We start from the raw sequence: 24083 nt of genomic DNA, 5'->3' as shown, positions 1-24083 counted from the left end.
AGTTATTCCGGAGGCGCAAAAACAAATCTGGAACTTCAGAAGCGAGAACGTCTTAACGGACCAGAGCCGAATCGACCGTCACGCCCACCATCGCATCGCGCACTCCGGCAGCCTCAAGAGCCTTACGATACGCACCGGTCTGCTCTTCGACCACACCGGCCTGACCGTACAGGTCGCCTAGGTCACGCCAGACCCGTGCGGCCTCCCGGCCGGGAACGGAGAACTCGTGCCGGATGTCGCTCAGCGACAGCTTCGCGGTGTCCAGGGCCATCGTGGCCTCGACGTGGTGGCCCCGAGAGAGCGCGGCGCGGGCGAGAACCAGCTGCGCGGTCGCCCCGATGGGACCCGCCTGACCGTCCAGCAGGTCCAGAGCGGTCCTGGCCAGGGTGGCCGCGCCTCGGGCGTCGTCGACCCCCAGGTGGACGTGGGCGCGTACGACAAGGCTCCTGGCGTATTCCTGGGCGTGCTCGGGGAATACGGCGAAGACATCACTCGCGGCGGTCGCGAGCTCGCGGGCCTCGTCGAGCGGCTCGTCACCGGTGGAGGCGGCGAGACGCGCCCAGCCCATCGCGACGAGGGCGAGCTGCGAGGCCATCCGCGCCGGGCGTCCGGTCGCGATCGCGTCGTCGGCGAGACGGACGGCGAGCGCCGAGTCCTCACCGTCGGCGGCGGTGATGCTCGCCCGCCAGAGGGCGTGGATCTCCGCGGTGCGGTTGACCACGGCGGGGACACCGTTGACCGAGAGGATGTTCCGGACGTAGGACATGCCCGGCAAGTCGGCCCCTCGGGTGCCGGTGATCTCCATCAGGGAGACGGCCAGCTCCACGGCGATCTCCCCCTGCGACAGGGGCAGCCGGTTGACCTCGCCGAGCGCGTGGGCGGCGAGGTCGCGGGCGCGAAGGGTGTCTCCGGCGAGGAAGTAGCAGCGGCTCAGCGCGACCGCCAGCGGCAGGTCGGCCAGGCGCTCGGGGTGGGTGGCCGCCTCGTGCCGGAGCCGCTCGAACGCCTTCACCGCCGGGCCGAGCTCGCCCTGGACCTCCAGCGCGCGTGCGCGGCCGAACCGCGCGTGCGCGGCCAGCATGACGTTCTCCTCGCCGGCGACCTTCACGATCTCGCCGAAGCGATCCGCCGCGACGGACGGGTCGCCGTGGAGGAGCTCCAGCTCCGCGTGGCGCAGGCCGAGTTCGGTGTCGATGCGTTGCCGCGGCTCGATCCCGTGCAGCAGGAACTCGGTGGTGCATCCCAGTCGCTCGGCGAGCAGACGGGCGACCACGGGGGTCGGCGTCCGCTTGCCGGACTCGATGAGGGAGACATAACTGTCGGAAAGGTCCGGCCCTGCGAGCTGGGCCTGGGACATGCGCCTGCTCAGGCGCAGTCCGCGGACGCGGTCACCGATGGTTCCCTGACTCGGCATCTGATCTCTCAGGGCGAAGGATGGTCAATGTTCCTCGCCATGATTGCATGAAGCGGCCGAATCAGGTAACCCCGAGTGAAAAATCCTCACCGGAAAGTGTCAACGGCTTCTGTGCCCTTGACATGGACGTTAGTCGTCCGAGTCGTTCCCTCCGGGGAAGAGCATCTGGCAGACCTCCAGATAGAGGGTCTCCGGGTAGGGGATGTAGTTGACTCTCGACAGCGCCTGGTCCTGACCTGCCGATTCCAGGACGAACTCGCCGTATCCCAGCATTCGGCCGAGAATCGAGCGCTGGAAGCTCATGTCGGTGACCTTGCCGAGCGGCATCATGTCGACCTTGCGGGTGATCAGCCCGGTGGTTAGCAGCATCCGCTTGGAGGTGACGACGAAGTAGTCGACGGACCACTCGGCGACCTTCCAGACGAAGCGGATCAGCAGCAGCAGCCAGGCCCACCAGACGACGACGAGCATGCCGCCCCCGCCCTGGTCACCGAACCACTTGCTCAGCAGTCCCGCGAGGATCAGGCCGCCGAAGACCTCGGCGACCGCGCGAAGCAGCACGGCCGGGTGGCGCCGCACCATGATGACCTGGTGTTCGTGGGGGAGTAAGTAGCGGTTGACCGACGAGGGGGCGGAATCCCCGTGGGTCACGAGCCTCATGACAGATGTGAGACGAATTGGGCCAGAGAATCGGCCGCCGTGTAAACCGTGTCCATGGCACCCTTCACAGCACTGGCCGCGTCACCTGGTCGTGTGAACAGGTAAAACGCCACAAATCCAATGGAACCGTACGTTAGGACCTTCTTGACCTGCACCTTGGCCTCCTACTACCGCTCACCCACTGCACCCGCATATACATTACCCAGGGCCATGCCGAGGTAAAGCGCATCGGCCGATATCGGTCGATGCGGTCTTGTGTGCGTCGCGAGGATCCCCTCAGAGGTCCTCGCGGAGCACTTGCCGTCCGACGCACCCGCCATCCCCTGTCGCCCGTGTCACCCGCGCTCACTCGCGACCAGCGCGAGGACCTCAAGGTGCTTGCGGGCGATCCGTTCGACCAGCGCCGGATGGGCGTGACCGACGACCTCCAGCGCTCCGTAGTGGGCCGCCTCTATGCAGCGGGTCACCGTGGCCGCCGGATGGATCTCCGAGAACTCGTCCCTGAGCGCGGCGCTGAAGTCCGCGTACGGGTCCGGCTCGGTGTCCGGGATGATTCGCTCGCTCATGGTTCTCCCTGGTGTGCGCCCGCGGCCTCGGCGGACCGGGGACACAGAAGAGATATCTTCGCCACGCTTCGTACCCGGACAACCGCATTATGTAACGGCCGGTGGGTAGAAGAACCATCCTTTAAGGGAAAAGGATGGTGCTGGAATTGCCGGGGCGGTTCCCGGAGCGTTCTGGCGGGCGCCGTACGGGGAGCGCGGGCGGGGTGTTTTCAGACGACGCCGTAGAGACGGTCTCCCGCGTCGCCCAGGCCGGGCACGATGTAGCCGTGCTCGTTCAGCCGCTCGTCCAGGGCCGCCGTCACCAGGCGAATCGGCCTGCCGGTGCCGGCGAAGACCTCGTCGAGATGAGCGATCCCCTCGGGCGCGGCGAGCAGGCACAGCGCGGTCACGTCGTCGGCGCCGCGGTCGAAGAGGAACTTGATCGCGGCGGCGAGGGTGCCACCGGTGGCCAGCATCGGGTCGACCACGTAGACCTGGCGGCCCGAGAGGTCGTCGGGCAGGCGGGTGGCGTAGGTCTCCGCCTCCAGCGTGGACTCGTTGCGGATCATCCCGAGGAAACCCACCTCGGCCGTCGGCAGCAGCCGGGTCATCCCCTCCAGCATTCCCAGCCCCGCGCGCAGGATCGGCACCACCAGCGGGTACGGGTGCGCGAGCCGCACACCCTCGGCGGGGGCCACGGGGGTTTCCACCGACCACTCGGTGACGCGGACCTGCCTGGTCGCCTCGTAGGCCAGCAGGGTCACCAGTTCGTCGGCGAGACGCCGGAAGGTGGGGGAGTCGGTGTTCACATCCCGCAGCGCGGTCAGCTTGTGGGCCACCAGGGGATGGTCGACGACCAGGGTTTCCATGGTGGCCAAAGGTATCCTGGGCCGGCGGGCGGCGATGAGCCGGGGGACGACGGGTCACTCGTCAGACATCACCCGCTCACTCGGATTTGATCACAATTTGGTCGGAGAGGCCCACGTGGGTGCTTCGCTTCTGAAAGCATTGACCTCCGTAGAGAAAGCATTCGGTGGGGATGGCCATGTCAGACGAAGACTCACTGGACTTTGCCATCGTGATCTACCGCGAGGACGATCGCTGGGAGGCGGAGATGCTCCCGGTGGCGCTCACCTCCGACCTTGAGGGCCTCATCCACGCCCTGCGCCAGCAGCCGAGTACGAACGGCACGATTGGCCTTGTCGCCGTTGGGGATGAGTTCTTCGTGGCGCTACGGGTGTTCGGCGAGAGAGTCGAGGTGTTCCTCTCCGACATCGCCGCGTCCTGGGATTTCCCGCTCGCGCAGCAGGCGCTGGAATACCTGGACGTGCCGGTTCCCGACGAGGACGAGCTCGACGCGATCCTCCAGGACGAGGAGACGGCGCTCCCCGCGGGAGACCTGTCCATCTTCGCGGACCTGGGCCTCGACGAGATGGAGCTCGGCATCCTGTCAGGGGATATCGACCTCCTCCCCGAGGACGTCCTGTCAAGCATCGCCGCGCGGCTGGGGTTCTCCGAGCCGTTCGAACGCGCCATCGACTCTGTGTTCGGCTGACCTCGGGAGATCGGCCATGCCCTCCAGACCATCCAGCAGTGTGTTCTCCGCCGCCTTCGTCCGTACGGCGGACGGTTGGAACGGTGCGGAGATCGACCTCGGCGAGGCGGAGATCGTCGACGATCTCGGCGACGCCGTCCAGGAGCACCTGGGACTCACCGGTGACGAGCTCGCCCTGCTGTGCGTGGAGGTGGAGGACGAGTGGTTCGCGATCGTTCGATACCAGGGCGACCTGGAGCCGCGCACCTTCCTGTCCGACGCTCACGCGGGTCTCTCCGACGACCTGGGGGAGCTCTTCACCGAGCTCGCCGGGGTGGCGGTGGACAAGGACACCCCCGACCTGGGCGTGCGGCCCGCGGGTGACTTCGAGCTGCTGGAAGACCTCGGGCTGAGCTCCGAGGAGCTCGTCGAGCTCAGCATGGAGGAGGGCGCGCTCCCCGCGGACACGCTCTCGGTGATCGCCGAACGGCTGGCGTTCGCCGACGAGCTCGACCGGCTGCGGTGACGGGGCGCCCTGCCCGGCTCGGTGCCCACGAGCGCGCTGTGACCGATGCGGACCCGCGCCTCACGGGTACGGCTTCGGGGACACCGGCCTGGCGCGGGCGTGCGATGACCGATCAGGCGCGGGCGGGCATACGCGTCGATTCGACGCCGGGGGACGCGTGATGACCGGCCTGACACCGGTGGGCTACGTCCCGGAGATGAGGCTCGCGCTGGCGGAGGCGACCGAAGCCGGAGCCCGCGGAGACGTGCCGGTCGGCGCGGTCGTCCTCGGCCCTGACGGCTCCGTGCTGGCACGCGCGGGAAACGACAGGGAGGTCTCGGTCGACCCCACCGCGCACGCCGAGATGCTCGCCCTGCGGCAGGCGGGGAAGGCACGCGGACAGTGGCGGCTGAGCGGCTGCACGCTGGTGGTCACCCTGGAACCCTGCACCATGTGCGCGGGGGCCGCCGTGCTCGCCCGGGTCGATCGGGTCGTCTACGGCGCCACGGACCCCAAGGGCGGCGCCGCGGGGTCGCTCTGGGACGTGCTCAGGGACCGCCGCCTGAACCACCGGCCAGAGGTGCTCGGCGGAATTCTGGCCGACGAATGCGCGGCGGTTCTCACCGAGTTCTTCACCGCTCGCCGGATGCGCGAGCAATAGCGGTTATCCGGTAAGCTGCTCCGCGGTGGAGTCGCCTAGTGGCCGAGGGCGCACGCCTCGAAAGCGTGTGATGGGGCAACCTATCCGTGGGTTCAAATCCCACCTCCACCGCCACAGAAAAAGCCCCCGGGTCGCGTGAGCGACCCGGGGGCTTTTCGCATGTCTCGATCAGCTCTCGGCGGGCAGGTCCAGGACCCGTGCGTGCAGGACCGAACGCTGGTGCAGGGCCGAACGCAGCGCCCGGTGCAGGCCGTCCTCCAGATAGAGGTCGCCGCGCCACTGGACCACGTGCGGGAACAGATCTCCGTAGAACGTGGAGTCCTTGGCGAGCAGGGAGTGGAGGTCGAGCACCGCTTTCGTGGTGATCAGGGTGTCGAGCCGGACCTGCCGCGGCGGTATCTGCGCCCACTCGCGATGCGAGAGGCCGTGTTCTGGATAGGGCCGTTCGTCGCCGACCAACTTGAAGATCACAGTATGTAGTTTAGGAGAGAATCCCGCCCTCCGCCGGGCGGGTTCCCATCGTCGCAGCTCACAGGCCTTTTTAGATGCTGCCGGCGAAGGTGTCGCACCTGGCCGGGTCGCCGCTCTCGTAACCGGTGGTGAACCACTTGACACGCTGCGCTGATGTCCCGTGGGTGAAGCCCTCGGGGTTGACCCGCCCCTGGGTCCGCTCCTGGATGCTGTCGTCACCCACGGCCGAGGCCGCGCTGAGCGCCTCCTCGATGTCCGTCTTCGTGAACGGCTTCTCGAACAGGCCGGTCTCGTACGCGTTCTTGGCCCAGGCGCCCGAGTAGCAGTCGGCCTGCAACTCCAGCCGGACCGAGCCGCTCTCCGGGCCCTGCTGCGGGCCCTGCTGGGCCTTGGCGTTGGTGCCGAGGAGGTTCTGGACGTGGTGACCGTACTCGTGACCGATGACGTACGCCTGGGCGAAGGGGCCGCCCTTGGCGCCGAACTTGCTCTCCAGCTCCTTGAAGAAGCTGAGGTCCAGGTAGACCTGGCGGTCGGCCGGGCAGTAGAACGGGCCCACTGAGGAGTCGGCGGCACCGCACTCCGTGTCGACCTGGCCGGAGAACATGACGGTCTTGGCCGGCTCGTACCCCTGGACCGCCTTCGGCCAGTAGTCCTGGATGCTGTTGACCACGCCGACCACCCGGCACTCCTCGTTCTGGTCGGCGTCCTGCCCGGTCCTGCACTGGGCGGTGAGGTCGGAGCCCGTGCCCACCGGGGCCGGTTGGGAGGAGCCACCGGTGATGTCACCGGGGTTTATCCCGAAGATCAGGGCCACGATGAGCGCGATGATTCCCGCCGCGCCGCCGCCGATCGCGATACCACCCCCGGGAATCCTCCCCCCGCCGCCACGGCTCTCGACCTGAGAGCTGTCCAGCTGGGCGTCATCCTTGAAATCCATCGCCCGACGTCCCTTCGATCCGCTTGGGGCGCTTCCCCTGCCCTGGGAGTGTCCCAACATGCCGGCGGGTGCACGGGAGGTGATGGCTTATTGCGTTACATGCCCATTTATCGGAGCAAATCCGGAAGGGAAAGCCACAAGGGCCGGACCGCGGGTGCGGTCCGGCCCTCGTGAGGTGGCGGAGGATAGGAGATTCGAACTCCTGAGGGGTTGCCCCCAACACGCTTTCCAAGCGTGCGCCCTAGGCCAACTAGGCGAATCCTCCGTGGAGAAGCTTACCCAACTTTCCGAGTGGCAGGGACCACTGATTTCCGACACCGACCACTCGGATCTGAGGCTAGACTGAGGGTCGACCCCTCGCGCGGCGTCATCCTGTGAACCTCCCCAGGGCCGGAAGGCAGCAAGGATAAGCGGGCTCTGGCGGGTGTGCGAGGGGTCTCTTCGTTGAGACCCCTCGCAGGTGGGATCGCCGCATGAGTCTTGCGCTGTACCGCAAGTACCGGCCCGGGACCTTCGCCGAGGTCAAGGGTCAGGAGCACGTCACCGACCCGTTGCGTCAGGCACTGCGCAGCGGGCGCATCAACCACGCCTACCTGTTCAGCGGGCCCAGGGGATGCGGCAAGACGTCCAGCGCGCGCATCCTGGCCCGCTCCCTGAACTGTGAGAAGGGCCCGACCCCCGACCCGTGCGGGGAGTGCGAGTCCTGCGTGGCGCTGGCGCCCACCGGCCCCGGCCACCTCGACGTCATCGAGATCGACGCCGCCTCGCACGGTGGTGTGGACGACGCCCGCGACCTGCGCGAGCGGGCCTTCTTCGCGCCGGTGTCCTCGCGCTTCAAGATCTACATCATCGACGAGGCGCACATGGTGACCCGCGAGGGTTTCAACGCGCTGCTCAAGCTCGTCGAGGAGCCTCCCCCGCACCTGAAGTTCGTCTTCGCGACCACCGAGCCGGAGAAGGTCATCGGGACGATCAAGTCCCGGACCCACCACTACCCGTTCCGGCTGATCCCCCCGGCCGCGCTGCGCGCGCTCATGGAGGAGATCCTCACCTCGGAGAAAGTTCCGTTCGAGCCCGCCGCGCTCCCGCTGGTGGTGAGGGCCGGTGCGGGTTCGGCCCGGGACTCGCTCTCGATCCTCGACCAGCTGTTCGCCGGGTCGGACGAGGCCGGCATCACGTACGCCCGCGCGGTCTCCCTCCTCGGCTACACCGACGGCGACCTGCTCGACGACGTGGTCGCGGCCTTCGCCGGTCGTGACGGCGCGCAGGTGTTCCAGGTGGTGAACCGGGTGATCGAGGGCGGCCACGACCCCCGGCGGTTCGCGATGGACCTGCTGGAGCGCTTCCGTGACCTGGTGATCCTCGCGAATGTGCCGGAGGCGGCCACCAGCGGGCTGCTCGACCGGCCAGGCGACGAGTTGGAACGGCTCCAGGTCCAGGCGGCCTCCATGGGTCCGGCGGAGCTGACCCGCGCGGCGGAGATCCTCAACGCCGGCCTGATCGAGATGCGTGGGGCGGCCTCGCCACGGCTGCTGCTCGAACTCATGTGCGCGAGAATCCTCCTTCCCGGCGCGGCCCAGGGGGAGGCCGCGCTGCTCACCCGCCTGGAGCGGCTGGAGAAGGGAGGAGTCGTCGCGGCTCCCGCCCCGGTCTCCCTCCCGCAGCGAGATCCCGCACCGGTGATTCACCCGGCGCCTCCTTCGCGGACGGAGACGCCCGCCGGTGCGCCCCCCGCCGCAGCCGGGTCCGCTGGACAGGGCGACGACTGGCCCGCGGCGGCCAGGCCCGGCGCGCCGGCCCAGGGACAGCAGGGGCGGCAGGGGCAGGCTCAGACGCCCGTCCAGCAGGCTCCCGAGGCCGCGGGCGCCTTCGTGCCGGCCGACCAGGCGACGGCGTCCGCCTCGGAGGTGGGAGCCGGAACCGGAACCGTACAGCAGGCCTGGCCGCAGGTGCTCGCGGCGCTCAAGCGGCGCAGCATCGTCGTGTGGGCCAACGTCAACACCAACGCCCAGGTCGTCGGGGTCGAAGGGAAGATCGTCACCCTCGGGTTCGCCCAGGTCGGTGCGATGAAGAACTTCACCGGTGGCGGCAAGGACGCGGTCGTCGCGGCGGTGCTGCAGGAGGTGCTGGGCGGCACCTGGAAGGTCGAGGCCGTCGTCGGCAACGGGCCCCCTCCCTCCGGCGGGAGCCGCCCTCCGGCCCCGAGGCACCCCCCGGCCCCCCAGCACCCCGGACCCCAGGCCAACCAGACCTCCCAGAATCAGGCCCCCCAAAGCCAGGCAGCACGGTCGCAGCAGGCGCCCGCACGCCAGGCGCCCGCCTCCGGGCCGTCACCGGCGGTCTCGCGAGAGGCTCCGTCAGGGCAGGCCCCGCCCGCGACGGACGAGTCCTGGCCGGACGCCCCCATGCCGGAGGACCCCGGCTCACCTCCCCCGCCCAACTCCATGTCGAGCCCCGGTCTGGCCGCGGCCCGTTCCGCGGCGAAGGCGGCGGCCCAGGCCGGCCCAAGGGCCAAGACCGGCGCCAAGGCGGCGGCCTGGCCTGACGCGGTGCCTCCCCGGGGCAATCGCGGCACCGCACCCGACGCCGACGAGGTCGACCCGCTCAACGACGCGGACGCCGACGTCGACGCGCTCAGCGGCATGGCCCTCCTCCAGCGCGAGCTGGGCGGCCAGGTGATCGGCGAGATCGACCACACCTGACGGCGTCGGCACCGTCCGAAGGGGACCGCCGTACGGGGGCGTCACCCGACGACGCCCTGTCCGACCGCTGTCGGCACTCTCGCGCACCCCTCTGCGAAGCGGGATCACTCTCCCGGCCCCTGTGCGGAGCGGGAGCGGCCGCGCCCGGTGGGGGTTCCCGGGCGAGGCGGATCACCGGGCACGGTGGGCTCAGGGCAGGTCGACGTCGCCGAGACGAATCCGGGCGGCGACCGCGCGGTGGTCGTGGCGGGGCAGCGCGACGACGAGGCGTTCGAGGATCTGGATGTCGTTCCTGCCGTGCTCGGTCTCCGCGTAGGCCCACAGGTCCTCGGGTCCTCCCCGCCGCAGCAGGCGGGCCCGTACCTGCCCCTCCAACTCCTCCCGTTCGAGGCGCAGGGCGGGTGCCTCGGAGCGGGGCAGCAGGGGGCCGCGGTAGGCGCGGGCGACCGGAGCGGCCTCGTCGGCCGCGAGCAGCCGCTTGAGCTCCAGGAAGTCGGCCTCCAGCGCGCAGGTGAGGCGGTACGGCTTGGCGGCGATCGTACGGCCGAGCCGGGCGCGGAGCCGGTGGATCTCGGCGCGGACGGTCACCGGGTTGCCCGCGTCGCCGTACAGGTGGAAGGAGAGCTGGGCGGCGGTCATGCCCTGGGGGTTGAGGGCGAGCATCGTGAGGATCTCGGCGTGGCGCAGGGAGAGTGACAGGCGGGTCCCTTCGAGGTGCGCCGTGGGGTGTTCCGCACCGAGGAAGGACAGGGTGAGCACGGGGCCCCTGATCGGGCCGGAGAGGCGGAGCAGGAAGCCGTCGCCGCCCAGACCCTCCAGGAAGGCGCTCCGTCCGTCGGGCAGGATCACCCGGTCGCCCGTCTCCGGCAGGCGTACGCGGGCACCCCACTGGCGCGCGTCGTCACCGGCGATGATCCGCCCGGTCGCGGTGACCAGGGCGCCCGGTTCGCCGCGCAGCGTGCCCAGGTGCCGCTCGTGACGGCGTCTGAGCCGCTCGTCGCGTTCGAGCATGCGCAGGGTGAGGTGGTTCTCGGCCAGTCGCGCCGCGGCCTCGACGAGGGCGACGCTCGCCGGGTGCATGGCGCGGGTCGTGCCGCTGACGTCGACGCAGCCCAGCAGGTCGCCGCTGTCGGGGTCGACGATCGGCGCGGCGGAGCACGACCAGAAATGGAGCGCCCTGACCAGGTGCTCGGCGGAGAAGACGTGCAGGGGCCGTCGGGTGGCGAGCGCGGTGCCCAGGCCGTTGGTCCCGATCGCGCCCTCGCTCCAGTCGAATCCGTCGGCCAGCCCCACCTCGTCGGCGCTGTCCATCGTCCGGCGGTTGCCGTCGCGCCAGAGCACCCTGCCGAGGGCGTCGGTGACGAGCAGGATCTGGTCGTCCGCGTCGACGACCTCCAGGAGGGTCCCGGTGATGATCGGCAGAATTCCGCTCATCGGGTGCGCCGAGCGGACCTCGCGGAGGTCCTCGCCGTCGAAGGCGATGGGGGCCGACCCGGTGTCGGGGTCGACACCGGCGTCCAGCGATCGCCGCCACGAGGCGGAGATCACGCTTCTGGGTCCCTCGCCCGTCGGCCGCTCGCCCCCGATCAGGGTCTCGTGCAGGCGCCGTAGCCGTGACGAGTAGGAGGCGAGGTCGGCCGTCTGGACGGCTCCACGGTGGCCGTCGCGCACATATCCCCCCGGAGTAGAGCCGATGGCCGAAGCATCGGTGGTCGGGCCTCCGCTCGCAACCCGTTCGGCCAAAGAGGGTGTGCGGAGGGTGAGTGAACGATCGCAACGTGTGTGCAACCTTCGGAGGGTTACCTTCCGAGCACACGACGCCGTGTGCGGCCGCTCCGGCGCGTGTCGCGTCGGGTCTCGGACGTCTGGAGGGGGGACCGAGGCCCGACGGGGGGTTTAATCCCCATCCAGGGGGAACGCGTGCTCGGTCGAGTACAACACCCGGCCCGGACCCCGTAGGCTCGTGACGACCGATGTCACGGACGAGGAGCACAACGACGGTGAACCCAGGGGATGTCAACCTGCAGCAGCTGCTGGAGCAGGCACAGCTCATGCAGCAGCAGCTTGTGAGCGCCCAGCAGGAGCTGAACGACGCGGAAGTCGAGGGCTCCGCGGGCGGCGGACTTGTCGTGGCCACGGTCAACGGCGGGGGCGAGCTGCTCGAACTCAAGATCAGTCCTGAGGCCGTGGATCCCGGTGATCCCCAGGAGACGGCCGACACCATCGCCGACCTGGTCATCGCGGCCATTCGCGACGCCGTGCGCGCCGCCGCCGACCTGCAGCAGGAGAAGCTCGGTCCCCTCGCCCAGGGGCTGGGCGGCGGGGGCGGGCTCGGCCAGCTTCCCGGGTTCTAGGCATGTACGAAGGGGTCGTCCAGAATCTGATCGACGAGCTGGGCATGCTCCCAGGGGTCGGTCCCAAGAGCGCGCAGCGCATCGCGTTCCACCTGCTGGCCGCGGAGCCCGCCGACGTGAAGCGGCTCGCCCACGCCCTGCTGGAGGTCAAGGAGAAGGTCCGCTTCTGCCGGGTCTGCGGCAACGTGGCCGCGGAGGAGGAGTGCCGGATCTGCCGCGACACCAGGCGCGATCTTCACGTGATCTGCGTCGTCGAGGAGTCGAAGGACGTCGTGGCCATCGAGAAGACCCGCGAGTTCCGGGGTCGCTACCACGTGCTCGGCGGGGCGATCAGCCCGATCGACGGCGTCGGCCCCGACGACCTGAACATCAGAGAGCTCATGGCCCGCCTGGCGGACGGCCAGGTCACCGAGCTGATCCTCGCCACCGACCCCAACCTTGAGGGGGAGGCGACGGCGACCTATCTCGCCCGTCTGGTCAAGCCGATGGGATTGAAAGTGACACGACTGGCCAGCGGTCTGCCGGTAGGCGGTGACCTTGAGTACGCGGACGAGGTCACCTTGGGCCGCGCGTTCGAAGGAAGAAGGCTCCTTGATGTCTGACGATGCGTGGAGCGCTCTCGCGGAACGGATCGCGGAGCACGCGAAGAACTACATCGACGGCCTGACCCGTCTGGCGGGCGGAGAGGGCGGCGACGCCATTCTGCCGCTGCTGCTGGTGGAGGTCGCGCAGGTCAGCTCGGCCGGCGCGCAGCTCGGCGCGAGCCAGGACGTGATCCTGTCGGGCAACTGGGAGCCGCACCTGGGTGAGGACCCGGACGTCGACGTCGTCCGTACGGCCCTCGCCGAGAGGCTGAAGCCGGTGGACGACTACGTCGAGGTCTTCGATCCCTACAAGGACACCGTGGTCACCCCGTACCGACTGTCGGACGACCTGACGGCGGTGGCCGCCGACCTCCTGCATGGTTTGCGGCATCACAGGGCGGGGCGTCCTCTTGAGGCGCTCTGGTGGTGGCAGTACTCCTATTTCAACACCTGGGGCAACCACGCCGGAGCGGCGATGCGGGCACTTCAGGCGCTTGTCGCCCACACGCGGCTCGATGTCGCGGAGGAGCGCACAACGGTGTGATCGTCCACATGCTGGGTTGACCCGAGGGTCTCAGCGAGGGCGCCAGTAGACTGTGAGCTCCACAGCCCTAGATTGCTTCGGAGACATCTCGTGGCGCTCGTTGTTCAGAAGTATGGTGGTTCGTCCGTCGCCGACGCGTCCTGCATCAAGCGGGTCGCGCAGCGGATCGTCGCGACGAAAAAAGCCGGCAACGACGTCGTGGTGATCGTTTCGGCGATGGGTGACACGACGGACGAACTGCTCGACCTCGCCCAGCAGGTCTCGCCGCTTCCACCGGGCCGCGAGCTCGACATGCTGCTCACCTCGGGTGAGCGCATCTCGATGGCGCTGCTGGCGATGGCGATCGCCAACCTGGGCCAGGAGGCGCGCTCGTTCACCGGGTCCCAGGCCGGGGTGATCACCGACTCCTCGCACGGTCGCGCGCGCATCATCGACGTGACGCCCGGCCGGATCCGCGAGGCGCTCGACAACGGCCAGATCGCGATCGTGGCCGGTTTCCAGGGGGTCTCGCAGGACACCAAGGACATCACCACGCTCGGCAGGGGCGGTTCCGACACCACGGCGGTCGCGCTCGCCGCCGCGCTGAGCGCCGACGTCTGCGAGATCTACACCGACGTGGACGGCGTCTTCACCGCCGACCCCCGCATCGTCTCCGCCGCCCGCAAGATCCCCAGGATCTCGTACGACGAGATGATGGAGATGGCGGCGTGCGGTGCGAAGATCCTGCACCTGCGCTGTGTCGAGTACGCTCGCCGCTTCAGCCTGCCGATCCACGTCAGAAGTTCGTTCAGCACCAAGGAAGGCACGTGGGTCGTCTCCGACCCCGACAGTGAAGGAACAGAGATGGAGCAGCCGATCATCTCCGGCGTCGCGCACGACCGGAGCGAGGCCAAGATCACGGTTGTCGGGGTGCCCGACAAGGTCGGTGAGGCTGCGACGATTTTCAAAACGCTCGCCGACGCCGAGATCAACATCGACATGATCGTGCAGAACGTGTCGGCGGCGACGACCGGCCGGACGGACATCTCCTTCACGCTGCCCACGAGTGACGCCTCGGCCGCGCTCACCGCGCTGAAGAAGATCCAGGAGCGCATCGGCTTCGAGTCGCTGCTCTTCGACGACCAGATCGGCAAGATCTCGCTGATCGGGGCGGGCATGCGCTCGCATCCCGGCGTCACCGCGACGTTCTTCGCGGCCCTCGCCGACGCGGGGGTGAACATCGAGATGATCTCCACCTCGGAGATCCGTATCTCGGTGATCGTCGGGCAGGACGAGGTGGACACGGCGGTCAGCGCCGCGCACCGCGCGTTCGATCTCGATGTGGACCAGGTTGAAGCCGTGATCTACGGAGGTAGCGGGCGATGAGCCGCAAGCCCACTCTCGCCCTGATCGGGGCGACCGGTGCCGTCGGCACCGTCATGCGTGACATCATCTCCGGCCGCGAGGACGTCTACGGCGAGATCAAGCTCGTCGCGTCCGCCCGCTCGGCCGGCAAGGTCCTGCGGGTCCGCGACGAGGACCTCGTCGTCCAGGAGCTGGCCCCCGAGGTCTTCGACGGCGTCGACATCGCGATCTTCGACGTGCCGGACGAGGTCTCCGCGACCTGGGTGCCGATCGCCGCCGAGCGCGGGGCCGTCGTCATCGACAAGTCGGGCACCTTCCGGATGAACCCCAAGGTCCCGCTGGTCGTGCCGGAGGTCAACCCCGAGGCCGCGCGGGAGCGGCCGCTGGGGATCATCTCCACCCCCAACTGCACGACCCTGTCGATGATGGCCGCGATGGGCGCCCTGCACGAGGAGTACGGCCTGCGGGCGCTGGTGGTCGCCTCCTACCAGGCGGTCTCCGGTGCGGGGGTGGCGGGCTCGGCCCGCCTCTACGACGAGATCGAGGCCCTCGCGGGTGACCGTACGATCGGGCAGGCCGCCGGTGACGTGCGCAAGGCCCTGCAGAACAAGCTCGGGGACGAGGAGTCGCCGTTCCCGGCGCCGGTGGCGTTCAACGTCGTGCCGTGGGCGGGTTCGCTCAAGGACGGCGGCTGGGCCTCCGAGGAGATCAAGCTCCGCAACGAGTCACGGAAGATCCTTGGGATCGACGACCTGAAGGTTTCCGCGACCTGCGTCCGTGTCCCGGTGATCACCACCCACTCGCTCGCCGTGCACGCGACGTTCGAGCGTGAGATCACCGTCGCCGACGCCCACCGGATCCTTGAGGCCGCCCCGACCGTGGTCGTCATGGACGACCCGGCCAACGGCGTCTTCCCGACCCCCGCGGAGGTCGTCGGCACCGACCCCACCTACGTGGGCCGGATCCGCCAGGCGCTCGACTTCCCCAACACGCTCGACCTGTTCGTCTGCGGCGACAACCTCCGCAAGGGCGCCGCCCTGAACGCGGCGGAGATCGCCGAGTTGGTCGCGGCCGAGTTCGCGTAGTTTCTCCCTGGCCGTACCGCGGCATGACGTCCTGCGACGTCATGCCGCGGTACGGCCTTCGCGGTCCCGGAGGCTCGGACATCGGAGGGCTCGGACCTCGGGCGACGGGATCCCGCACGGCGGTGAGCCGTCGGTGATCCTTCGAGGACCGGTGGAGGCCGCGTGGTCGTGAGATCGGTGGGATGCGTACGGTCGCGGATCGAGGACCGGTGGGATCCGTGCCGGTGGGATCCGTGTGATCGTGGGATCCCCCAGGTCGGCGGAAGTCAGGAGCGGCGGTAGCCCGGTCAGCGGAAGCGGAAGCCCGCGTCGCCGGCGGGGCTCCGGTACCAGGTCTGCCCGATCAGCTGACCCGGTGGCTTCCACTAGCGGAAGAGGATGTCCCAGTGGTCCGCCTCGCGGGCGAAGAGGGGCCCCGAGGTCGCCGACTGGCCGTACAGGCGGGCTCCGTCACCTCGCACGCCCTGTAGTGGGTAGTTCTTCGTGATGTAGCGGTTTATGCACGCATTGGGCTTTATGTCGAGCTTGTAGCCCTCGTAGTGGCTGTAGGGGCCGGGGGCGTGGCCCACCTCGGTGCCACCGGTGACGACGAGAGGGCAACCGCTGCGACGCTTCAGTTCGATGGCGCTGGAGACGGTCGCGGATCGTACGGCCTCCAGCGAGGTGCAGTGCGGTCCGTTGCGGTTCGCGCACTTACCCGAGGAGAACCAGGTCAGGCCCGCTTCCCGTAGGAGCCGCTTGGCGTCCGTCTGCTGGAGCCGCATGGGTTGCTGGGCCTTTTGCGCCTGTTGCCCCTGGGCGGGGCGGGTCTCGGACGGCTTTTCGAGGACGGCGGAGGCCTGCTCCTCCGAGGTGGCCGCGACCGGGGCCCGCGCGCTTCCCTGGGCCTCGACCGCGGTCTTTCCTCCGCTCCGGAGGGTGGCTTCCTCGGTTCGGGGGGTCGTCTGTCTCCCGACCGCGCCTGTCAGGGCGGCGGTGTGTGTTCGTGCGGTGGTCTCGGAGGTTGGAGAGGTCGCCTGTTCATGGTGTTTGGTCGCCAGGGCGGCGGTGCGCGTTCGTGCGGTGGTTCCGGAGGGCCGGGACGGTGCGTCCGCGGGAGTGACCTCCTCGGGCCAGAGGGGGGCCGTGGGCTCCCGGCCGCGCTGGACGGCGGCCGAATGACACAGTTCCCGGAGGTAGCGCCGGGAGGTTTCCAGGGTGGTGATGTCGTACACTCCGATGATCGTGGACCGGCGTACCTCCGCCGGGCCGGCCGCGACGGGCCGGCTCACGATCGCCGCGTCGGCCGACGCGTTCCCGCTCTCCGCGGTCGCGCTGTGGTGCGGGGCCGATGCGATGAAAGATAGCTGCAGAGCGAGCAGTGCTCCGGTGGTGAACCGGGCAGCCCGCTGTCTACAGGGACATGTCCCCATTTATGTATCCCTTGTCGCGGGAGCCCTTCCGCCAAAAGGATCAATCCCACCCCCGAACCCGGATGATCCCTTACGAAGAGTGATTTTTGCCCGGTAGTGGGAATGATCGGGCAGCTCGATGACCTGCTGAGACGGCGTTTTCGGCGATAAATGACATATCCGTATTTGTCGTGAATAGCGCCACTATCACGCCCTTGGCGGGGGCGCGCCGGACGGGGACGGGGTGGCGCGACGGCGAGAGTGACGGAGCAATCACGGATATGAGTGGCGGGGGCAATGTGGCGCGCTTAGGGTCGTTCATTGGGCTCATCCCCGGCGGTGCGGGACGGATGATCTAGGGTTCGTCCAGTGGAGAAAGACCGGATGAGCCCGTTCTCCCAGCTCCAATCGATAGGTGACGAGCGCCCTATGACCGAGCCGACCCCGAGAACCCGTGGATCGGACAGGACCCGTGAGGTCATCGTGGAGACGGCCCTGCGGCTTTTTCGCGAGCGTGGATACGAGGCGACCACCATGCGGGCCATCGCCGCCGAGGCCGGGGTCTCGGTGGGCAACGCCTACTACTACTTCGCCTCGAAGGAGATCCTGGTCCAGGCGTACTACGACCGGGCCCAGACCGAGCACGAGGCCGCGTGCGAGAAACTGCTGGCCACCGAGCACCGGTTCGCCGCGCGGCTGGCGGGGGTGTTGCGGGAGTGGGTACGGGTGTCCGAGCCGTACCACGAGTTCGCGGTGAAGTTCTTCAAGCACGCGGCCGAGCCGAACAACCCGCTCAACCCGTTCAGCGCCGAGTCCTCACCCTCCCGGGACGCGTCGATCGCGATCTATCGGCGGGTCGTGGAAGGGTCCTCCGACCGGATGGACAGCGAACTGCGGGCCGAGCTTCCCGAGTTGCTCTGGCTGATGTCGATGGGCGTCGTCCTGTTCTGGGTGCACGACGAGTCGGAGGGGTGCCGACGGACACACCGGCTCATCGAGCTCACCGTCCCGCTGGTGGACCGCCTGGTGGGGCTCTCGCACCTGCCCGGACTGCGCGGGGTCGCCCGTGACTTCATCGCGGGGGTTCACGAACTTCGCGAATGAATCCAGCGAAACTCCACAGAGCTCCATGGAACTCCACAGAACTCCATGAACAACGGTATCGATCCGATTACCCTGAGTAGCTTATTCGATGACCGCTTCAAGGGAGTCTCATGGGCTGGGTAGCCGTGCTGGTGGTGGTGTCCGTCGCGATCGCGCTGATCGCGTTCCGGGTCCTCAGGAGGAAGGGGTACGACGACGGCGAGCACGGCGCGTCGTCCGTCGACTTCTCCGCCAACCTCGCCCTCGCCGTCTACCTGCTGGTGCTGGCCTACGCCGCGGTCCTGTGCAGGGACGCGCTCTCGGTGTCCGAGGCCGACGTCCAGGCCGAGGCCGAGAGCCTCACCGAGATGTACTGGTCGGTGGCGCCCATCCCCGAGGCGGCACCCGTCCGTTCCCAGATCCGGCAGTACACCGCGCAGAGCATCGACCTCGACTGGCCGCTCATGGCCGACAGCGAGATGTCCCCGATCCCCGGGCAGACCCTCGCGGACATGCGGGCCACAGTGCTCAGGCTCCGCCCGATCGGCGACGAGAGCAAGAACCTCCAGCAGGACACGCTCGACCGGATCTCCGAGGTCTCCCACGCCCGCGTGATACGGAGTGACGACGCGAGAGCCAGTCTGGAGAGCATCTTCGTGATCTCGATGATCCTCTCCGGTCTCCTGGTGATCGCGCTGCCCTGGACCCTCGGGGCGCGGCCCACGACCTCGTCGATCATCGCCGACCTGGTCCGGGTGGCCGTGGTCGTCATCGGCGTGTGCTTCATCATCCTGATCAGCCACCCGTTCAGCGGGCTCGGTGCCGTCGACCCCGACGCGTTCAAGAGCGCGCAGCGACAGTACGACCAGATCGACGGCCACTTCCCCGCGCAGCCGTAGCCTTCTTCGTTCTCGTCGCAGGTCCGGTCGTAGGCCGTTGCCCGGTCCGGTCGCTGCTCGGTGCGGACCCGGCCTGGTGCGGACCCGGCCTGGTGTGGACGTGGCGCTGATGACGGCGCGGAAGCCCGCCGGCGAATCTCTCGTCGGCGGGCTTCGCCGTGTGTGTGGGCGCCCTACCTCAGGCGGACGCCGGGGACGCCGGGTGGATCTTTCGTCGGCGGGCTTCGCCATGGGTGCGGGCACCACCTCACGCGGGGCGCGTGAATCTCCCATCGGTGGGTTTCGCCCTGTAGGCCCGGCTACCGGCCGGGCTGCCCGCCACCCCTGCGGTTGAGTGCGGTGACCGCGCTGACCGAGATCACCCCGGTGAACATCACCAGGAGGACCAGCTTCCTGTCGGTCCCCCTGCGCCGCTCGGCGTAGCGATCGAGCACCAGTCGTTGCCGCTGGAGGGGAGACGTAACAGGGGGCGCCGCCCTGGGGCGAGGGGTGCGGCTCGGCGTCGGTGTGACGACCGTCTCGGGGACGGAGACGGGCCGCGGCAGGGGGGGCGGCGAGGGCTCGGAGACGGGTGAGGAGGACGGGGTGGGGGTCGGCCGCTCCGGCGTGGGCTCCGGCGTCGGTTCGGGTGTCGGTTCGGGTGTCGGTTCGGGCTCCTGCTCGGGCGCTGGTTTCGGCTCCGGCTCGGGTTTCGGCTTGGCCGGGATGTCCGCCGGGTAATCCGACTTCGGCTCCCACCAGTGCCACCAGTGCCACCAGGGAGGTTCCCTGAGGTCGGGCCTCGGCGGTGGTGGCGCGGTCGGATAGTCCGGTTCGGGCTTCAGCGCGGGGTGTGGGGCGGTCGAGCGTCCGGTTTCCGGCTGCAGCCGACGGTCGGGGCCGGATGGAAGGGGGGGCGGGGAGGACGGCCCTGGCTTGGGGAGCGGCGGTCGGCCGGAGGCCGGGCTCAGGGCCGCGTGCGACACCCGGAGATGCGGGGCGTCTCGTGGGACGGGCGATCCCGCACCACCCTTCGCCCAGCTGGGATGCGTCCCGGTCAGAACGGGAATCGTCATGCAGGTCGCGAGGGCCGCCACCTTGAGCAGGCCCCGGCACCGGCTCCTCCGCCAATGTTTTGTCACCCAAAGTTTCTAACATCATACGGAAAGTGATGTGGTGTTAAGTGGCCGGTCGACGTGGATCATTCTTTTGGTCACATACCGTCTGGTTGGTACGGTCGAGGCCATTGACGGCACCCGGATCGGGCCGGATTCTCCATCGGAATATCGTTTCGAGGGAGGGTTCCCGGCCGCGATCGCAGAACACGGAGGCGGCACGATGACCACAGGCCCACGCTGGGGTATGACGATTCCCTTCTACGACCGTTCGCTCGCCGCTTCCAAGGACCTGATCGCCGAGCTTCCCGGACTCGGCTATACCGACGCCTGGTCCGCCGAGGTCAACGGTGTCGACGGCTTCGTACCCCTCGCGATGGCCTCGGAGTGGGCCCCGGGGATGCGGCTCGGCAGCGCGATCGTCCCGGTCTCCACCCGAGGGCCCGGCCTGCTCGCCATGTCCGCCGCCACACTCGCCGACCTCGCCCCCGAACGCTTCGTCCTGGGCATCGGGGCCTCCTCGCCGGCCATCGTGGAACGCTGGAACGCCGGGGAGTTCGTCAAGCCGTTCGCCAGGACCAGAGACACCCTGCGCTTCCTGCGTGGAGCCCTCGCGGGCGAGAAGATCAGCGAGCGGTACGAGACGTTCGAGGTCAAGGGCTTCAAGCTGGAGCGCGCCCCCAAGATCCCGCCGAAGATCGTGCTCGCCGCGCTCCGCCCCCGCATGCTGCGCCTGGCCGCCGAGGAGGCCGACGGCGCGATCACCAACTGGCTCTCGCCGGAGGACGTACGGAAGGTGAGGGCCGAGGTCGGCCCGGAGACCGAGTTGATCGCCCGGCTGTTCGTGTGCGTCGGCGAGGACGCGGAGAAGGCGCGCGAGCTCGGGCGCTGGATGCTCGCGAGCTATTTGACCGTTCCGGTCTACGCCGCCTTCCACGACTGGCTGGGGCGCGGCGAGGTGCTGCGGCCGATGCACGAGGCCTGGGCGGCCGGAGACCGGCAGGCGGCGCTCAAGGCCATCCCCGACGAGGTCGTGGACGATCTCATCGTGCACGGCGACGCCGCCACATGCCGGAGCAGGATCCGGGAGTATGTGCGCAACGGCCTGGACACCCCGATCCTCGCCCCCATCCCAGGGGGCGGGGTCCCGATCGACCAGGCCGTACGAGATCTGGCCCCCGTCGAGGAGTGACCCTTGCACGACCTGTTGAAGCTCGACGCCCTCGGGCAGGCGCAAGCCGTGCGGAAAGGGGAGATCTCCCCGAGGGAGCTCGCCGAGGCGGCGATCACGCGGATCGAGACGTGCGACGGCGCGATCAACGCCGTCGTCCACCGCAGGTTCGAACGGGCCCTGGCCGAGGTGGGTGAGGTCGATCCCGAGGCCCCCTTCGCGGGCGTGCCGACGCTGCTGAAGGACCTGGGCTGGAGCATGGCCGGGGAGCCGTACCGCGCGGGATCGCGCACCCTCGACGGGATCTTCGCCGAGCGCGAGGGGTACGCGGTGACCAAGCTGCGCCGGGCGGGGTTCACGATCCTGGGACGGACCAACACCTCCGAGTTCGGCACCGCGATCACCACCGAGCCGGTGGCGTTCGGCCCCACCCGCAATCCGTACGACCTTCGTTACAGCAGCGGAGGATCGAGCGGCGGGTCCGCCGCGGCGGTGGCGTCAGGCATGGTCGCGGTCGCCACGGCGAGCGACGGCGGCGGGTCGATCCGGATCCCGGCGAGCATGTGCGGGCTGGTCGGGCTGAAACCCGGCAGGGGCAGGGTGAGTTCCGGCCCGTCCGCGGGCGAGCCCTGGGCCGGTTTCTCGGCCGCGGGCCTGCTCTGCCGTACGGTGCGGGACAGCGCGGCGACCCTCGACGTGATCGCCGGGACGATGCCGGGCGACCCGTACGGCGCGCCCGCCTGGAGGCGCCCGCTCGCCGAGGAGGTCGGGGCGGATCCCGGGCGGCTGCGGATCGGTTTCCTCGCCGAGCACCCGGACGGGGGCGTTCCGCCGGAGCCGGACCTGGTGGCCGCGGTCACCGAGGCCGCCGGGTTGCTTGAGGCGCTGGGCCACGACGTCGAGCCGGGAGGACCTTCCGCGCTCGCCGAGGACGGCTTCGCCATGCACTTCGGCGCGATCGTCGCCGCCCACGTGGCCGCCGACCTGGAGGACATCGGGCGCTGGCGCGGCAGGCCCGTCGAGTTCGACGAGCTGGAGGAGCGCAACCGGATCCTGGGGGCGGCGGGCAGGAAGCTCGACGCGGTCGGCTACGTGACCTCGCGCGACTGGATCGACGGGTTCAGGCGGCGGATGGCCGCCTGGTGGGAGTCGCACGACCTGCTGCTCATGCCCTCCCTGGGGGTGGCGCCCTTCCACCTCGGCCGGCTGCCCGCCGACGACGTCAGCACCTCGCGGGGCCGCACCAACCGCGCGGTGTCGTTCACCTCGCCCGTCAACGCCACCGGGCAGCCCGCGATCTCCCTGCCGCTGCACCGCACGGCGGACGGCCTGCCGGTGGGGGTGCAACTGGTCGCCGCCGCGGGGCGGGAGGACCTGCTCGTCCGGGTGGCCGCGCAGATCGAGGAGGAACGGCCCTTCCTGCACGCGGCGATGCGCTGACCGTCCTGCCCGGTGTCCGGGAACCCGATGGGGAAATCACACGTTATATCGTGAGGCGGCGGGGTAGTACGCAGCCAGACGAACGTGGTTCCGAGGAGGATTCCATGGCGAAGGTGGCGCGCGCGGCGCAGACGTGGCGGGCATACAGAGAGGTGACGAAGCCGGGCTCGCCCGGTCTCGGCACCCGTCTCCGCGCCCTCCCCAGGATGATCGGCGCGGTCATGAACGGGCGGTATCCCGGCATGACCAAGGGCAAACTGGCCATGATGGGTCTCGGCGTTCTCTACATCATCTCGCCGGTCGACCTCGTCCCCGACTTCCTGGTCCTCGTCGGGGTGGCCGACGACTTCGGCGTCTTCCTGTGGCTGATGGGCTCCCTGCTCGGTGAGGGCGGGCGCTACGTCGACTGGGAGCGCGAGGGGATCAGATCTGTTCCATCCTGAGCCAGGCACGTGAGGGCAGCGGGTGGCCGAACAGGCGGGCGGCGTTGCCGTAGGCCACCCGGGCGATGTCGGCGGGTGGCAGACTGCCCAGGTTCGTCGCGATGGCCTGCTGGGTGTCGGGCCAGGTGGAGTCGGAGTGTGGGTAGCCGCTCTCCAGCAGCACGTGCTCCAGCCCGACGGCGAGCCGAACTCCCGACAGGGCGTGGTCGTTGAGCGTGCCGAAGAAGAAGTTTCTTCGCAGCACCTCGCTGGGCTTCAGGCCGCCCTCCCACGAGGCCTCCCCCGCCACGGGGTGGTCGAGCGCGTAGTCGGCCCGCTCGGCCAGCATCGGCAGCCAGCCCACGCCGCCCTCCACGATCAGGATCCGCAACGCGGGGAAACGCAGCGGAATGCCCGACCAGAGCCAGTCGGCGCAGGCGAACATGGCGCTCGCGGGCATCAGGGTGGTGATCGCCTCGATCGGCGTGTCCGGGGAGGGAACCGGAGCCCAGGAGCCGGCACCGGCGTGCAGGCAGACGACGGTGCCCGTCTCCTCGCACGCCTGGAAGAACGGGTCCCAGTGGTCGCTGTGAATGGACGGCAGGCGCAGCCGGGTGGGGAACTCGGGGAAGAGCACCGCCTTGAAACCGCGCGCGGCGTTGTCGCGGATCTCCTTGGCGGCCACCTCGGGGTCGGTCAGCCAGGGCAACTGCAGGGCGATGATCCGTTCCGGGTAGGTGCCGGCCCAGACCTCCACGTGCCAGTCGTTCCACGCGCGCAGGACCGACAGGCCCAGCTCCTGGTCACGGGTCTTGGCGAAGACCATGCCGGACTGTCCGGCCAGCATGCCGGGGAAGCACAGCGCGGCCCAGACACCGGCACGGTCCATGTCCTCGATCCGGGCCTCGACGTCGTGGCAGCCGGGACGCATGTGCTCGAACCGCACAGGATCGAGCGTCCACTGCTCGCGGGGCAGGCCGGCGCCCACGTCGAGCCCGGCACAGGGGTAGGTGGCCCCGCCGTAACGCCAGACCTGGTGACCGGAGTCGGTCTCGACCACCTTGGGTGCCAAATCGGCGTATTTCTCCGGCAGCCGGTCGTCGAACATGTCGGGCGGCTCGATCAGGTGGTCGTCGGCTGAAATGATCACATAGTCCCGCCGCCTGGGCTCGGGGTCGGGGAGCAGCGGCGTAGTCACACGGTCAACCGTATTCCGCTGGAATAACACTCATCAAGCCGCAAG

General features: G+C 69.3%; 24 protein-coding genes, 2 tRNA genes and 1 other RNA gene. 16 read left to right on the top strand and 11 right to left on the bottom strand.

Features of this window, described 5'->3' with window-relative positions:
* Window positions 1–52: 52 nt before the first annotated feature.
* From ACIBH4_RS25400 to upp, 4 genes are all read right to left on the bottom strand, one after another.
* Window positions 53–1414, bottom strand: a complete 1362-nt coding sequence (locus tag ACIBH4_RS25400; RefSeq protein WP_362766583.1) for a helix-turn-helix transcriptional regulator — start codon at window positions 1412–1414, stop codon at window positions 53–55.
* A 129-nt stretch (window positions 1415–1543) separates the two neighbouring features.
* The gene (locus ACIBH4_RS25395) at window positions 1544–2074 is read right to left on the bottom strand and encodes a PH domain-containing protein (protein ID WP_362517696.1); all 531 of its coding nucleotides are present in this window, start codon (window positions 2072–2074) and stop codon (window positions 1544–1546) included.
* Between the two features lie 335 nt (window positions 2075–2409).
* On the bottom strand, window positions 2410–2640 hold the full coding sequence (locus tag ACIBH4_RS25390; protein WP_350941801.1) for a hypothetical protein: 231 nt from the start codon (window positions 2638–2640) through the stop codon (window positions 2410–2412).
* A 209-nt stretch (window positions 2641–2849) separates the two neighbouring features.
* A complete protein-coding gene (upp, locus tag ACIBH4_RS25385) occupies window positions 2850–3488 on the bottom strand; it encodes a uracil phosphoribosyltransferase (RefSeq protein WP_350943520.1) in 639 nt (212 codons plus the stop codon).
* Window positions 3489–3664: 176 nt separating this feature from the next.
* Here upp and ACIBH4_RS25380 point away from each other — a divergent pair, with 176 nt between their 5' ends.
* The 4 genes from ACIBH4_RS25380 (at window position 3665) to ACIBH4_RS25365 (ending at window position 5433) form a co-directional block, all read left to right on the top strand.
* The gene (locus ACIBH4_RS25380) at window positions 3665–4174 is read left to right on the top strand and encodes a tRNA adenosine deaminase-associated protein (RefSeq protein ID WP_362517691.1); all 510 of its coding nucleotides are present in this window, start codon (window positions 3665–3667) and stop codon (window positions 4172–4174) included.
* 16 nt (window positions 4175–4190) lie between these two features.
* Window positions 4191–4679 carry a tRNA adenosine deaminase-associated protein gene (locus tag ACIBH4_RS25375; protein WP_362517688.1) on the top strand — a complete coding sequence of 163 codons (489 nt, stop codon included), beginning with the start codon at window positions 4191–4193 and terminating at the stop codon, window positions 4677–4679.
* Window positions 4680–4839: 160 nt separating this feature from the next.
* The gene (gene tadA / locus ACIBH4_RS25370; RefSeq protein ID WP_362517685.1) at window positions 4840–5319 is read left to right on the top strand and encodes a tRNA adenosine(34) deaminase TadA; all 480 of its coding nucleotides are present in this window, start codon (window positions 4840–4842) and stop codon (window positions 5317–5319) included.
* Between the two features lie 24 nt (window positions 5320–5343).
* Window positions 5344–5433 (top strand) — tRNA-Ser (locus ACIBH4_RS25365).
* 54 nt (window positions 5434–5487) lie between these two features.
* On the opposite strand, the gene ACIBH4_RS25360 is transcribed toward ACIBH4_RS25365, so the two are convergent.
* The 3 genes from ACIBH4_RS25360 to ACIBH4_RS25350 all read right to left on the bottom strand — a co-directional run bounded on the left by ACIBH4_RS25360 (window position 5488) and on the right by ACIBH4_RS25350 (window position 6992).
* Window positions 5488–5790 carry a type II toxin-antitoxin system VapB family antitoxin gene (locus tag ACIBH4_RS25360; protein ID WP_329087971.1) on the bottom strand — a complete coding sequence of 101 codons (303 nt, stop codon included), beginning with the start codon at window positions 5788–5790 and terminating at the stop codon, window positions 5488–5490.
* Window positions 5791–5860: 70 nt separating this feature from the next.
* Complete coding sequence (locus tag ACIBH4_RS25355) at window positions 5861–6727, bottom strand: neutral zinc metallopeptidase (protein WP_362517681.1); 867 nt, start codon at window positions 6725–6727, stop codon at window positions 5861–5863.
* Window positions 6728–6903: 176 nt separating this feature from the next.
* Window positions 6904–6992: transfer RNA gene (locus tag ACIBH4_RS25350), tRNA-Ser, on the bottom strand.
* 83 nt (window positions 6993–7075) lie between these two features.
* Here ACIBH4_RS25350 and ffs point away from each other — a divergent pair.
* Together ffs and ACIBH4_RS25340 are read left to right on the top strand one after the other, a co-directional pair.
* Window positions 7076–7171: signal recognition particle sRNA small type (gene ffs, locus ACIBH4_RS25345), an RNA gene on the top strand.
* A 29-nt stretch (window positions 7172–7200) separates the two neighbouring features.
* Window positions 7201–9429 carry a DNA polymerase III subunit gamma and tau gene (locus ACIBH4_RS25340; RefSeq protein ID WP_362517678.1) on the top strand — a complete coding sequence of 743 codons (2229 nt, stop codon included), beginning with the start codon at window positions 7201–7203 and terminating at the stop codon, window positions 9427–9429.
* Between the two features lie 189 nt (window positions 9430–9618).
* Here the strand turns inward: ACIBH4_RS25340 and ACIBH4_RS25335 are convergent, their stop codons facing one another.
* Window positions 9619–11100 carry a GAF domain-containing protein gene (locus ACIBH4_RS25335; RefSeq protein ID WP_362517675.1) on the bottom strand — a complete coding sequence of 494 codons (1482 nt, stop codon included), beginning with the start codon at window positions 11098–11100 and terminating at the stop codon, window positions 9619–9621.
* Window positions 11101–11429: 329 nt separating this feature from the next.
* Here ACIBH4_RS25335 and ACIBH4_RS25330 point away from each other — a divergent pair, with 329 nt between their 5' ends.
* From ACIBH4_RS25330 to ACIBH4_RS25310, 5 genes are all read left to right on the top strand, one after another.
* Window positions 11430–11783: a YbaB/EbfC family nucleoid-associated protein gene (locus ACIBH4_RS25330; protein WP_329087916.1), complete on the top strand. Its 354-nt coding sequence runs from the start codon at window positions 11430–11432 to the stop codon at window positions 11781–11783.
* A gap of 2 nt (window positions 11784–11785) precedes the next feature.
* A complete protein-coding gene (recR, locus tag ACIBH4_RS25325; protein WP_362517671.1) occupies window positions 11786–12385 on the top strand; it encodes a recombination mediator RecR in 600 nt (199 codons plus the stop codon).
* Window positions 12378–12911: a DUF5063 domain-containing protein gene (locus ACIBH4_RS25320; protein ID WP_362766581.1), complete on the top strand. Its 534-nt coding sequence runs from the start codon at window positions 12378–12380 to the stop codon at window positions 12909–12911. The genes recR and ACIBH4_RS25320 overlap by 8 nt, the downstream gene beginning before the upstream one ends.
* A gap of 90 nt (window positions 12912–13001) precedes the next feature.
* Window positions 13002–14276, top strand: a complete 1275-nt coding sequence (locus ACIBH4_RS25315) for an aspartate kinase (RefSeq protein ID WP_362517667.1) — start codon at window positions 13002–13004, stop codon at window positions 14274–14276.
* Entirely contained in the window at window positions 14273–15340 is a 1068-nt protein-coding gene (locus ACIBH4_RS25310; protein WP_362766578.1) for an aspartate-semialdehyde dehydrogenase, read from the top strand. The genes ACIBH4_RS25315 and ACIBH4_RS25310 overlap by 4 nt, the downstream gene beginning before the upstream one ends.
* Before the next feature lie 365 nt (window positions 15341–15705).
* Here ACIBH4_RS25310 and ACIBH4_RS25305 read toward each other — a convergent pair whose 3' ends face one another.
* Window positions 15706–16752, bottom strand: coding sequence for a hypothetical protein (locus tag ACIBH4_RS25305; RefSeq protein WP_362766575.1), 1047 nt, complete (start codon window positions 16750–16752; stop codon window positions 15706–15708).
* Between the two features lie 408 nt (window positions 16753–17160).
* On the opposite strand from ACIBH4_RS25305, the gene ACIBH4_RS25300 reads away from it, so the two are divergent.
* Together ACIBH4_RS25300 and ACIBH4_RS25295 are read left to right on the top strand one after the other, a co-directional pair.
* Window positions 17161–17835, top strand: coding sequence for a TetR family transcriptional regulator (locus ACIBH4_RS25300; RefSeq protein WP_362517657.1), 675 nt, complete (start codon window positions 17161–17163; stop codon window positions 17833–17835).
* Window positions 17836–17945: 110 nt separating this feature from the next.
* On the top strand, window positions 17946–18713 hold the full coding sequence (locus ACIBH4_RS25295) for a hypothetical protein (RefSeq protein ID WP_362517654.1): 768 nt from the start codon (window positions 17946–17948) through the stop codon (window positions 18711–18713).
* 299 nt (window positions 18714–19012) lie between these two features.
* On the opposite strand, the gene ACIBH4_RS25290 is transcribed toward ACIBH4_RS25295, so the two are convergent.
* A complete protein-coding gene (locus ACIBH4_RS25290; RefSeq protein WP_362766572.1) occupies window positions 19013–19147 on the bottom strand; it encodes a hypothetical protein in 135 nt (44 codons plus the stop codon).
* A gap of 883 nt (window positions 19148–20030) precedes the next feature.
* Here ACIBH4_RS25290 and ACIBH4_RS25285 point away from each other — a divergent pair.
* The 3 genes from ACIBH4_RS25285 (at window position 20031) to ACIBH4_RS25275 (ending at window position 22861) form a co-directional block, all read left to right on the top strand.
* Window positions 20031–20999 carry an LLM class F420-dependent oxidoreductase gene (locus ACIBH4_RS25285; protein ID WP_362517648.1) on the top strand — a complete coding sequence of 323 codons (969 nt, stop codon included), beginning with the start codon at window positions 20031–20033 and terminating at the stop codon, window positions 20997–20999.
* Between the two features lie 3 nt (window positions 21000–21002).
* Entirely contained in the window at window positions 21003–22418 is a 1416-nt protein-coding gene (locus ACIBH4_RS25280; RefSeq protein WP_362766569.1) for an amidase, read from the top strand.
* Window positions 22419–22522: 104 nt separating this feature from the next.
* Window positions 22523–22861: a YkvA family protein gene (locus ACIBH4_RS25275; protein WP_362517642.1), complete on the top strand. Its 339-nt coding sequence runs from the start codon at window positions 22523–22525 to the stop codon at window positions 22859–22861.
* Here the strand turns inward: ACIBH4_RS25275 and ACIBH4_RS25270 are convergent.
* Window positions 22842–24038 (bottom strand): amidohydrolase family protein, encoded by a 1197-nt coding sequence (locus tag ACIBH4_RS25270; protein WP_362517639.1) that lies wholly within the window; start codon window positions 24036–24038, stop codon window positions 22842–22844. The two genes, ACIBH4_RS25275 and ACIBH4_RS25270, sit on opposite strands and share 20 nt — an antisense overlap.
* Window positions 24039–24083 lie beyond the last annotated feature (45 nt).

It is taken from the genome of Streptosporangium sp. NPDC050284, from assembly GCF_044459525.1.
GTDB lineage: Bacteria > Actinomycetota > Actinomycetes > Streptosporangiales > Streptosporangiaceae > Streptosporangium.
Note: the sequence above shows the minus strand (reverse complement) of the source record. Positions and strands in the feature narration are given on the sequence as shown.